Annotated in this window: 10 protein-coding genes; 2 read left to right on the top strand and 8 right to left on the bottom strand. The window is 68.9% G+C overall.

Annotated elements, in window-relative coordinates; all coding sequences use genetic code 11:
• Positions 1 to 1,177: 1,177 nt before the first annotated feature.
• Positions 1,178 to 1,333 (bottom strand): hypothetical protein, encoded by a 156-nt coding sequence (locus AB0C26_RS17655; protein WP_360247941.1) that lies wholly within the window; start codon positions 1,331 to 1,333, stop codon positions 1,178 to 1,180.
• A gap of 1,188 nt (positions 1,334 to 2,521) precedes the next feature.
• Between AB0C26_RS17655 and AB0C26_RS17650 the strand changes: the two genes are divergently transcribed.
• Positions 2,522 to 3,613 carry a hypothetical protein gene (locus AB0C26_RS17650; RefSeq protein ID WP_360248307.1) on the top strand — a complete coding sequence of 364 codons (1,092 nt, stop codon included), beginning with the start codon at positions 2,522 to 2,524 and terminating at the stop codon, positions 3,611 to 3,613.
• A 293-nt stretch (positions 3,614 to 3,906) separates the two neighbouring features.
• On the opposite strand, the gene AB0C26_RS17645 is transcribed toward AB0C26_RS17650, so the two are convergent.
• Both AB0C26_RS17645 and AB0C26_RS17640 read right to left on the bottom strand, forming a co-directional pair.
• The gene (locus AB0C26_RS17645) at positions 3,907 to 4,872 is read right to left on the bottom strand and encodes a D-alanine--D-alanine ligase (RefSeq protein WP_360247939.1); all 966 of its coding nucleotides are present in this window, start codon (positions 4,870 to 4,872) and stop codon (positions 3,907 to 3,909) included.
• A 7-nt stretch (positions 4,873 to 4,879) separates the two neighbouring features.
• Positions 4,880 to 6,187, bottom strand: coding sequence for a PLP-dependent aminotransferase family protein (locus AB0C26_RS17640; RefSeq protein WP_360247937.1), 1,308 nt, complete (start codon positions 6,185 to 6,187; stop codon positions 4,880 to 4,882).
• Positions 6,188 to 6,344: 157 nt separating this feature from the next.
• On the opposite strand from AB0C26_RS17640, the gene AB0C26_RS17635 reads away from it, so the two are divergent.
• Positions 6,345 to 7,013, top strand: a complete 669-nt coding sequence (locus AB0C26_RS17635) for a GNAT family N-acetyltransferase (protein WP_360247935.1) — start codon at positions 6,345 to 6,347, stop codon at positions 7,011 to 7,013.
• On the opposite strand, the gene AB0C26_RS17630 is transcribed toward AB0C26_RS17635, so the two are convergent.
• From AB0C26_RS17630 to sigM, 5 genes are all read right to left on the bottom strand, one after another.
• Positions 7,010 to 8,158 (bottom strand): N-acetylmuramoyl-L-alanine amidase, encoded by a 1,149-nt coding sequence (locus AB0C26_RS17630; RefSeq protein WP_360247933.1) that lies wholly within the window; start codon positions 8,156 to 8,158, stop codon positions 7,010 to 7,012. The two genes, AB0C26_RS17635 and AB0C26_RS17630, sit on opposite strands and share 4 nt — an antisense overlap.
• Before the next feature lie 96 nt (positions 8,159 to 8,254).
• On the bottom strand, positions 8,255 to 8,578 hold the full coding sequence (gene trxA / locus AB0C26_RS17625; RefSeq protein WP_360247931.1) for a thioredoxin: 324 nt from the start codon (positions 8,576 to 8,578) through the stop codon (positions 8,255 to 8,257).
• 16 nt (positions 8,579 to 8,594) lie between these two features.
• Entirely contained in the window at positions 8,595 to 9,554 is a 960-nt protein-coding gene (gene trxB / locus AB0C26_RS17620) for a thioredoxin-disulfide reductase (protein ID WP_360247929.1), read from the bottom strand.
• 126 nt (positions 9,555 to 9,680) lie between these two features.
• Positions 9,681 to 10,514, bottom strand: coding sequence for a hypothetical protein (locus AB0C26_RS17615; protein WP_360247927.1), 834 nt, complete (start codon positions 10,512 to 10,514; stop codon positions 9,681 to 9,683).
• Positions 10,511 to 11,146 carry an RNA polymerase sigma factor SigM gene (gene sigM, locus AB0C26_RS17610; protein ID WP_360247925.1) on the bottom strand — a complete coding sequence of 212 codons (636 nt, stop codon included), beginning with the start codon at positions 11,144 to 11,146 and terminating at the stop codon, positions 10,511 to 10,513. The genes AB0C26_RS17615 and sigM overlap by 4 nt, the downstream gene beginning before the upstream one ends.
• Positions 11,147 to 11,148 lie beyond the last annotated feature (2 nt).

The following is an 11,148-nucleotide window of genomic DNA, read 5'->3' as shown; positions in this document are numbered from 1 at the left end:
TGGAGCTTGGAGCTTGGAGCTTGGAGCTTGGAGCTTGGAGCTTGGAGCTTGGAGCTTGGAGCTTGGAGCTTGGAGCTTGGAGCTTGGAGCTTGGAGCTTGGAGCCGGGAGCTTGGAGCCGGGAGCCGGGAGCCGGGAGCCGGGAGCCGGGAGCCGGGAGCCGGGAGCCGGGAGCCGGGAGCCGGGAGCCGGGAGCCGGGAGCCGGGAGCTTGGAGCCGGGAGCCGGGAGCCGGGAGCCGGGAGCCAGGAGCCAGGAGCCAGGAGCCAGGAGCCAGGAGCCAGGAGCCAGGAGCCAGGAGCCGGGAGCGGTTTCACGTGAAACCTTAGTTGTCAGTGACGCTCGACGGGCTCAGTGATCTCGAGTCAGCCAATTAGATCTCCCTCCGGGCACCGAATCTACGCACCGGAGGCGGGGTAGAAATCCTCGAGCGACGCAAGCCGGCTGCGAGTTAGAAGACCTTGTGTCCGTGTGTCATTGGCTGGTCATTGGGATCGCCGTTACCTGAAGGGCTCCCGGTAAGCGCCACGAACGATGTTGACGGTGTGGTTGGCCCACCCTGTTTGGCCTCGACTGACGCCTCTAAGTTGCCGTCGGCGGTCCAGAACCGATCGCGCTTCGCGAACCCGTAGTCAGTCGGTCCCCTAAGTTTCGGACCGCCCATCGCCGGCCCCAACACTCCTGTCACAGGTATCCCGCTGTAATGCGAAGGTCTGTGGCTAGGGCTGGACGAGCCATTCTGCCGACGAGTCGAGGCGAGGGGTGCCTTCCATATGTGATGCCGCCTGGACTTGTGCGTAGCGCGCTCTGAAGCTCGTTGACAATTGGCCGCCGCTGCGTCGTCGGCTGTGGGGCGCTGATCGAGGCAGCAGCGGGCGGTAGCGGTGAAAACTTAGAGGTCGGCCTGAGCCGTACTGCAGTGGCGGCTGTGGCGGCCCCAAAGTTGAGGTCCGTGCTCGACGGGACCATCAGGGAACAGATCTCCGGAGCGAAGGTCGCGTCCTAAGGCCGAGAGGGGAATGACGAACACGCCGAATTGCGGTTGGGACGTCTTCGTGGCGGGAAGCCCTTCACGGATCTGCGTGTCGCGGATCGGGTCGTATCTTGGCGTCAGGCCAACGCCTACCCTGCTGGCGGTTCGTCGAACCGGAACAAGGCGAGGCCGTCGGCGACGTGCGGTCATCCCGGCGGACCTGCGGCCGGCTTCGAGACGTAAGGCTTGGCAATGGGGCGGCGGTATGTCGGGGCGACCAGCTCCGGCTCCCCCGGCTCGACGTGCTCGTCGGCCAGGTCCCGCACATCCGAGTAGGCGTAGCGGCTCGGTCTGCGGTCCAAGACAGCGGCCGTGCGGCCGGTGCGGTGACGGAGGTCCGGTCTAAGCCCTCGGCGCCGCTGGAGTGATGTCCTCGAACTTAGAGCGGATGATGCGCTAGACGGAGGGGCGGCTAGAGCTGTGGGTGGTTCAAGCTTGCTCGGCCGCAGGTCTACGACGACTGCGGCAGGAAATAGCGGGATTGCTGCTGTCACTCCGGAAGAAGTCAGCGGTACACGGCTCAGTAGATGCGATATGGGACCGGGTAGATCCAGCACTTCGAGCGGTGCCGGGCGACGATCGGCTTGCTCTGACAGCTACATAGGCCGCCGGCCGTCGAGGTGCCGTGTTGACCGCTGAGCGATGTGGGGCAGGCCCGCTTGGGAGTGGATAGGAGCGTGGCTGCATTGTCCGTGACAGGTGGCTTAGGTGGCCTTGAGGGAAGGCGCTGGAGGAAACAGCGACGGCCAAGAAGGCAAAGCGGAATGCGCGCGATAAGGCCCAGGCACCCCTGACTCGCCGGAGGCGGTCACCGTCGCCGTCTTCCTCAAACCAGCTCGAGGCGTAGTAGATGGGTCAGCTCGCCGGTATCACCTGTCCCGCGCTTCTCGGAGGTGGCCGACGCTCGGCACGCTTCGTCGTGGCCGTTCAAGGAATTCTTGGCTGAGACCCCCGCACGGGGTGGTAGCTGCTCGGGGCTGGAGCGGTCGTACCTGCCGACCCACGGAGGGCTGTGTCACCGATCTTCCATCGTCGGCGATGTCTAGACCTGATGAGGATTCACCTTCTGAGGGCGTCGCTGGTCGACTGGAGCCGGCAACGACTCACGTGGTGCGCTGGCGGTCAGACGGATGCGGGAGGGGCTCCGGGTTGTGGTTACGAAGTTATCCACACCCTGTGCGTAACGCCTGTTGACGACGAGTGGGGGCTGCGTTTCACGTGAAACGTGGCCGATGTGCTGTGGGTTCTCTGCTTAGGTATCCACAGGGGGTGCAAGCCTGCGACGTCGTGTTTCACGTGAAACGGGAGGGCCTGTGGATAACTTCTGTGGATAACTTTTCTGGTGCTGTGGTGCCCACGGATGGTGACGACGATCTACGTCGGGTGGCGCGCGACGGTGGGCGCGTGTCGTCCACAGGTCGCGAAAATTGACCCGGGACAGTGGGTCTGGCCTCGGCTAAGGTTCCCTCGTGCCCGACAACACCGTCCCTCTGCCTGGCTTCACTCGTTGGCCTTCGTTTCCGTTCGAGGGCGATATGCGGGTCAAGCCGCTGGCCGCTCCGGTTGAGGTGGAACCTCCGCGGGCCGGCGAAGACGCGGCCGACTGCGTTGCCTGCAATACGCCGGATGAGGCGTACATCTGGGTCAGTGAACGTTGGCGGGTGCGTGCGATGGACCGTCCGACGGGACTGCCCGTCGTGGTGATTTTGGAGTGCCGATCGCATCTGGATCTGGGAGATCTGCCGAACCTTCTGTCGGCGGAACTTGGTGTGATGACTGTTCGCCTGGAGCGCGCCATTCGGTCGCTCGACGGTGTTGCCCGGGTGCACGTCAATCGCTGGGGCGATGGCTCCGCTCATCTCCACATGTGGTTCCTGGCGCGGCCCTACGGTCGCCTTCAGCTGCGGGGCACCTTCCTCTCACTGTGGGACGACATCCTGCCCGTCATCCCGGAGCACGAGTGGCACGAAAACCTTGCCCTCGTCGCCGCCTGGCTCGCGGAATTCGGTGGCAAGGCGATCGCCGAGCCGGCGCACATCAAATGGGAGTCCCCCTCAACCATCAACCTCTCCCCCGATGGCGGAGGGCCTGATGGCGGAGGGCCTGATGGCGGAGGGCCTGATGGCGGAGGGCCTGATGGCGGAGGGCCTGACGGCGGAGGGCCTGATGGTGGAGGGGTCGATGGCGGCGGCCTCGTTGGCGGAGGGCCTGGTGCCGCCGGTCCCGTTAGCGGAAGGTCTGATGGCGGACCGCATGGCGGCGGCGGTTCCGAGGGCGGTGGGTCCGTTGGTAGAGGGGCCGGTGGCGGCCGTTCTGGTGGCGGAGGTTCCCTGGGCGGAGGAACTGAAGGCGGCGGTTCCGATGCGGGTGAACTCAACGACGGAGCCTCCGGCGACCGCGACACGGCCGACCTCCGCACCGCCGAACGCGATACTGCGGATCTCTACGGCGGCGCGTCCTACGGTGAAGGTCCTACAGGCGGTCGCCCTGCAACTCTCGGTGACGTCGAATTCGAGTCTGGCGAAGAGCCGCCGATGATCCCTACTCAGAACCCCCAGGCCCAGACGCCCTCTGCTTCCTGATCAGAATGTGCGGGTGGGCCGGCGGCCGCGTCCCTTGAGGACACAGTCGCCCGGCCAAGCTCTGAAGACGGAAAAGGAAGAGGCGGGGGCAGAACTAAGGTCTCTGTCATTTCGAGGGTGCGGGTCGCGGGCGGAGGGCTGGCGTAGCTGCACCGCTCAGAGGGCGGCGGAGCTGGGCTCCTCAGAGATGCGCGAGCAGCAGAACGAGGATGGGCTCGCTGGACTGGCTCCGCGAAGACGTTGAAGGCCGGCCACCGCGGGCCGGCCTTCTGAAGTGTGCTTCGGCGGGTAGGTCAGGCAGCTGCGCGGGCTACGGCTCGCTCGACCAGTGTGGACAGGATCTGGCCCAAGTCTTGGCCGGCGGCCTGGACTGCCAAGGGGAGCAACGACGTCTCCGTCATGCCCGGGGAGACGTTTATGCCCAGGACCTGGGGGGCGCCGCCGTCCTCCGGGACGATCAGGTCGACCCGGGAAAGGTCTCGCAAACCCAGCGCCTTGTGGGCCGCCAGGGCCGTCTCCGCCACCTGGGCGGCCACCGACTCGGACAAGCGGGCGGGGGCGTGCCATGTTGTGAGGCCGGCCGTGTAGCGGGCCGCGTAGTCGTACACACCGTCCCGGGGGACGATCTCGACCGTGGGCAGGGCCTCGGGGCCGGAGCCCAGGTCGATGATCGAGACCGCCACGTCTTTGCCGGGGACGAACTTTTCCACCAGGGCCGTCGAGTCGTACGCGAAGCAGCCCACCATCGCCGCCGGCAGGGCCGTGTCCTCGCGTACCACCGCTGCTCCCAGGCCGGAGCCGCCCTGGGCCGGCTTCACCATCAGCGGGAGGCCCAGGCGGTCGACGATGCGGTCCAGCACCGCCACCGCGCCCAGCTCCGAGAAACGGTCGTGTGGGAGCGCCACCCAGTCGGGGGTCGGGATGCCGGCCTCGCGCAGCCTCGACTTGGCCGAGGGCTTGTCCCAGGCCAGGCGGGACGCGCGGGCGTCGCAACCCACGTACGGGATGCCGCACAGGTCGAGGACTCCGCGCAGGCTGCCGTCCTCCCCCGTGGCGCCGTGCAGGGCGATCACCACTGCGTCCGGCGGGTCCTCCTGCAAGGACGGCAACAGCGCCACGTCGGCGTCGCGCATCTCGGCCTGGATGCCGGCCGCGCGCAGGGCGTCCACCGCGCGGCGGCCGGAACGCAGCGAGACGTCCCTTTCGTAGGAGAGGCCGCCGGCCAGGACCATCACGCGCACATCGTCACCCGTAACCATGAGGAGATCATGCCAAGTCGGGGCCGGGGGCGTCCGCGGCGGCCGTGCCCCGGCGGCGGTGCGGTTGCGCGGCGGCCGGGCCGAAGACGGCGCGCATCGCCAGTTCCTGCTCCATGACGCCGGACAGGCGACGGATGCCCTCGCGGAGGCGTTCCGGCGACGAGAACGAGTAGTTGAGCCGCATGTTGCTCCGGCCCGTGCCGTCCGCGTAGAAGCCAGTACCCGGCACGTACGCCACCCGGGCCGCGATCGCGCGCGGCATCATCGCCTTGGAGTCGAGGCCTTCGGGCAGGGTCGCCCAGACGAACAGGCCACCCGTCGGGTGGGTCCATGTCGTGCCGGCCGGCATCAGGTCGCGCATGGCGCCGAGCAGGGCGTCGCGGCGTTCGCGGTAGATCTCGCGGTAGACCTTGATCTGCTCGCGCCACGGCATCGTCGACAGGTACTGCGTCACCGCGCCCTGCGCGAACGCGCTGGGGCACAGCACATTCGCTTCGCTCATCATGACGAGCTTTTCCCGTACGGCGTGAGGCGCCAGGATCCATCCGACGCGCAGCCCGGGCGCGAACGTCTTGGAGAACGTGCTCACGTAGAACACACCCTCGCGGCGGCGGGCCCGCAACGGCCGCGGGGCGTCACCCTCGAAGGACAACATGCCGTACGGGTCGTCCTCCACCACCAGCAGGCCGGCGCGCTCGCAGATGTCGAGCACCTGTTCGCGGCGCTCGTCGGTCAGCGTCATGCCGCCCGGGTTCTGGAAGGTGGGGATCGTGTAGAGGAATTTCGCCTTGCGGCCCGAGCGCTCGACCTCGGCGATCGCCTCCTCGAGGGCGGCCGGGATGAGACCCTCGTCGTCCATGGCGATGTGCCTCACCTGTGCCTGGGCGGCCTGGAAGACGCCGAGTGCGCCGACGTAGCTCGGCCCCTCGGCGAGGACCACGTCGCCCGGGTCCAGGAAGAGGCGGGCGAGCAGGTCGATCGCCTGCTGTCCGCCGACGGTGACCACGACGTCGTCGGGGGACGCGCCGCTGATGCCGGACAGGGACATGACCTCGCAGATGCGCTCGCGCAGCTCGATCGTGCCCTGGCCGATGCCGTACTGGAGGCTGGTGGCGCCCTGCTCGGCGGCGAGGTTGTTGAGCATCTCGCCGACCGCGTCGAGCGGCAGGGCGGCGATGTAGGGCGAGCCGCCGGCGAGCGACACCACCTCGGGACGACTGGCCACGGCGAAGAGTGCGCGAATCTCGGACGTGGTCATGCCACGCACCCGGCGCGCGTAGCGATCGGTGTAGTCGTCCTGGGTTGTGCCGGTCATGCGGCTCTCACCTCGCTCTGGGAGACAGAGTTCCGATGGTAGTCGGGCTCGCCACTCCAGGCCCTCGGTTAACCGGCCAGGGTGCCCCAACTGGTCCCGTTCATGGGTATTGCGGCGTAGGATCCCCATCGGGGTACGGAGTTCAAGGGGGACGACTGTGTCACGACGCCTGGTCAACCTCACTTTGGACACGCTCGAGGATTTGCCGCGGCCATGCCGGCAGTGCGTTTTCTGGGAGCTTGACCCGGTTTCGGCGGAGCGCGCGTGCGCGTCAGGTGACCCGGGGCTCGAGAAGGAAGCGTGGGTGTCGCAGACCCTGCTGGAGTGGGGTTCCTGCGGCAAGCTGGCCTACGTCGACGGCATGCCGGCCGGTTTTGTGATGTACGCCCCACCGGCGTACGTCCCCCGTTCGATGGCCTTTCCGACCTCGCCGGTGAGCGCCGACGCCGCGCTGCTGATGACCTCGCACGTGGTGGCCGCCTTCGCCGGCGGCGGGCTGGGCCGCATGCTCGTGCAGGGTGTGGCCCGTGATCTCACCAAGCGCGGGGTCAAGGCGATCGAGGCCTTCGGCGACGCGAAATTCGGCGAGGCCGACGAGGAGAAGCAGGCCGGCTGTGTCGCTCCGGTCGACTTCTTCCTCTCGGTGGGCTTCAAGACCGTACGGCCGCACCCGCGCTACCCCCGGCTGCGACTCGAGCTGCGGACCGCCCTGTCGTGGAAGTCCGACGTCGAGTACGCGCTGGAGAAACTGCTCGGCTCGATGAGCCCGGAGACCTTGCTGCGGCCGGTCCGCCCGGCCACAGCCACCCGTACCGTCGAGAACTAAGCCCGGTTGGAGAGCGCGAGGCGCAGCTGGCGTACGTCGATCGAGCCGGTCGGCACGTCGCGCTCGACCGGGAAGTACATGCGCTGGACGGCGGCCAGGATCGCCTCGACGATCTGCTCGCGGAACAGCGGGTTCACCAAGCGGTCGCGGTCGGCCGGCGAGGTCAGATAACCCAGATCGACCCGGACGGCCGGCATCCGCGTCAGGCGCAGGAGCTCCCACGTCTTGGCGTGGATGTGGCAGTCGCGCATGCCGGTCCGTACGACGATCTCGCGCTGGACCAGGTTGGCCAGCCGCTCCCCCACGGTCGAGCTCAGGCCGCTACCGGTGCCGTAGTGGTAGGCCGCGACGCCGTCGGCGGCCTCGTTGTCGTGGCCGTCGAGGTGCAGCGAGATGAGCAGGTCGGCGCCGAGGCTGTTGGCCAGCGCGGCCCGGTCGGCGCCGCTCATCGGCTCGGTGGGGTGCGGGCCGCGGGTCAGGTGGACCCGCATGCCGGCGGCGGCGAGCCGGCCCTCGAGGCGGGCGGCCAGGTCGAAGACGAGGTCGGCCTCGGTCCAGCGCAACGGGCCGTCGGGGACGACCACGCCGGTGTCATCGCCACCGCCGTGGCCCGGGTCGATCACGATGGTCTTGCCGACCAGGTTGGTGCCGGCCTGCCGGAACGCCTCGGCCTCGCGCAGCCACTGCGGGCGGCCGCCGACGACCTTGCGGCCGAGCCGGCGCAGCGCCTTGAGGGTCTGCGGGCCGCAGGAGCCGTCCGGGGTGAGGCCCACCTCACGCTGGAACTGGGCCACCGCGCGGGCCGTCCGGGCGCCGTAGATCGAGTCGGCGCGGCCGGCGTCGAAGCCCATCTCGAGCATCCGCTCCTGGAGCGTGCGCACGTCCTCGCCGACCAGGGCGTCGGGCACCGAGTGGAACAGGGTGCGCGCGCCGAGACGCCAGCGGGCGGCGTCGAGCGCGCCCCAGGTCTCGTCGCCGACCAGACCGTCGACGCCGAGGCCACGGCCCTGCTGGAAGGCGCGGACCGCCTCGTCCATCTCGTCGTCGAACACATCCGACGCCGTGGTGAGCAGGTCCAGCCCGACCAGGATCGATCGGATCTCGGCAACGGCCGGGCCGCTGTCTCCACGCCGGATGGAACGCACGCGCGACTCCCTATTACGAAGAACGACTCTGAGGAGAGTACCCCTGACGCGCCCGTGCCCCGCGTCCACGAGGGACGCGGGGCACGGGTCAATCGCTCAGAGGGCGGATTCGATGAAGTTGACCAGGGCGCTCTTGGGCTTGGCGCCGGTGACCGAGTTCACTGCCTCGCCGCCCTTGAAGATGGTCAGCGTCGGCACCGACATCACGCGGTAGGCCCGGGTGGTCTCCGGGTTCTCGTCGATGTTGATGCTGACGATCTGAACCTTGTCGCCCATCTCCTTGGCGATCTCGTTCAGCAGCGGGTCGACCTTCTTGCAGGGCGCGCACCACTCCGCCCAGAAGTCGACCAGCACCGGCTTGTCGGACTGCAGCACGTCGCTCACAAAAGTGGCGTCGCTGATCGCCTTACCTGCTCCCACTAGGACCCTCCCGGTCTTACAGCTCTACGAATGACGCGATGAAGCGTTCGGCGTCCAGCGCCGCGGCACAACCCGTGCCGGAGGCCGTGATGGCCTGACGATAGGTGTGGTCGACGAGGTCGCCGGCGGCGAAGACGCCCTGGACGTTCGTCCGGGTCGACGGGTGGTCGACCTTGACGTACCCCTCGTCGTCGAGCTCGACCTGGCCCTTGAACAGTTCGCTGCGCGGGTCGTGGCCGATCGCCACGAAGACGCCGGTCACGTCGAGGACCTTGGTCTCGCCGGACTCGATGTTCTTCAGCCGTACGCCGTTGACCTTGCCGTCCTCGCCGAGGATCTCCTCGACCACGGAGTTCCACTCGACCTTGATCTTCGGGTTGTTCAGGGCGCGGAGCTGCATGACCTTGCTGGCCCGGAACGAGTCGCGGCGGTGCACGATCGTCACCGTCTCGGCGAAGCGGGTGAGGAAGGTCGCCTCCTCCATCGCGGAGTCGCCGCCGCCGACCACCACGATGTTGTGGTTGCGGAAGAAGAAGCCGTCACAGGTCGCACACGACGAGACGCCGTGGCCGAGCAGTTCCTGCTCACCGGGAACGCCGAGCGGACGCCAGGCCGAACCGGTCGAAAGGATGACAGCGCGGGCGAAGTACTCCTTGTCGCCCACCCAGACGGTCTTGAGGCCTTCGGTGCCGGCCTCGGTCGGCTTGTCGGTCAGCTCGACCCGGGTGACGTCGTCGGTGATGAACTCGGCGCCGAACTTCTCGGCCTGCGCGCGCATGTTGTCCATGAGCTCTGGGCCCATGACACCGTCGCGGAAACCGGGGAAGTTCTCGACCTCGGTGGTGGTCATCAGCGAGCCACCGGACTGCACACCCTCGATGACGAGCGGCTTGAGGTTGGCGCGGGCCGCGTAGAGCGCCGCGGTGTAGCCGGAGGGCCCCGAACCGATGATGATCAGATTACGGACCTCGTCCACTGCCGACTCCTCAGTCTGCTCAGCGCCCGCGGGAAATGCCCGCTCGGCGACACTGCACGCTAGAACGCCATGCTAGGCACACACCATTCCCACACGTGGGTCGTGTCCGACCTCACCCGGGGCTGATCAGCGTACCGGCACTCGCGCCAGGGTGTCCGCGTCACCGGCGGGCGAGCCGCAGTCCGGGCCGCTGGCCCAGGCCCAGACGCCGTTGCCCGCGGTGAAGCGCACCACGACGGCCGGCTTGCCGTCGAAACGGGCGTAGTCGACCGACTCGACGGCGATGGGGCCGGCCGCGTTCGCCCGCTGGATGGCGTCGAGGCATTCCTGGAGAGCGGCGAAGGGCAGGAGCCGGGACAACTCGGGCGCGGTGGCCGCGGCGGCGCGGTCGCTGTTCTTTTCCGCCGAGAAGGTCTCGTCCGGGTTCGCGGCCGCGCTGAGCGGTTCCGAGGGAGCGTTCGCGAGGGTGGCCTTGGTGTAGTCGGTGCCGCTCGAGAGGGTCGGCGGGGCGGCCGTCGGCGCCGCCTGCTCGGCCGAACCGGCGGCGCTGCTGGAGGCGGTGTTGTCGGCGGCGTTGTCACGGCCGGCCAGGTAGTCGGCGCCGAAACCCACGAAAGCGACGACCCCGGCGGCGATGGCGATCGGGGTCACCCAGCGCCGCTGCCTTCTTTTCGGTACGGACCCGGTGTCGTGCACCAGCTCGAGGCGCGGCGGGGCGCTGAACGCCTCGTCCAGCCGGGCGGCCAGGTCGGCCGGCATCGGCTCGGGCGCCAACCGGCCCAACTCGGCGCCGACCATGGCCATCCGGCCACCCAGCGTCTCGTACGCCGCCCGCCACCGAGGGTCGTCGGCGATCAGGGTGGACACCACGGACTCGTCCGGCGTGCCCTCGAGGGCACCGCCGATGTAGTCCGCCAGCAGGTCGATGTCGACCCCGCTGAACTCCGCCGCCCCGGTCACCTCTGGTCCCTCCGCTCCGCCGCCGGTCCCGATGGGACGGATGTGGACGCCCCCCGGTTCCCCTCGGTGGGGTGAGCGATGTCTCCCAGCGCGAGTGCCATCTTGGCTCGCCCGCGGGCGCACCGGCTCTTGATCGTGCCGATCGCCACCCCGAGGATTTCGGCCGCCTCGGCCACCGGGTAGCCCTGCACGTCGACCAGGACGATGGCCGCCCGCTGGTCGGCCGGCAGGGCGGCGAGCGCCTCGCGGACCACCAGGGCCGTCTCATGATCTTGGACGGGGGCGGCCGGTTCCACCCCGGACGGGCGGTCGTCGGAGCGGCTGCCGTCGGGCAGCGGCACGGTCGGGTGCGCCTGGCGTCGGCGGATCCGGTCGAGGCAGGCGTTCACCACGATGCGGTGCAGCCAGGTCGTGACGGCCGAGTCGCCCCGGAACCGGGCCGCGTTGCGGTGGGCCGAGAGCAGCGCGTCCTGCACGGCGTCGGCGGCCTCCTCGCGGTCGCCGATCGTGCGCAGGGCGACCGCCCACAGCCGGTCCCGGTGGCGGCGCACGAGCTCACCGAACGCCTGCTTGTCGCCCTCGACGTGGGCGCGGAGCAGGTCGGCGTCGCTGGCACCGTCCCCGGAAGTCACGG

Source organism: Actinoplanes sp. NPDC048796, from assembly GCF_040650035.1.
Lineage (GTDB): Bacteria > Actinomycetota > Actinomycetes > Mycobacteriales > Micromonosporaceae > Actinoplanes.
Note: the sequence above shows the minus strand (reverse complement) of the source record. Positions and strands in the feature narration are given on the sequence as shown.

Bases quoted from the DNA above. Each gene is read 5' to 3' on its own strand.
- AB0C26_RS17645 (WP_360247939.1), bottom strand. From the start codon at position 4,872: ATGGTTACGGGTGACGATGTGCGCGTGATGGTCCTGGCCGGCGGCCTC.
- AB0C26_RS17640 (WP_360247937.1), bottom strand. From the start codon at position 6,187: ATGACCGGCACAACCCAGGACGACTACACCGATCGCTACGCGCGCCGG.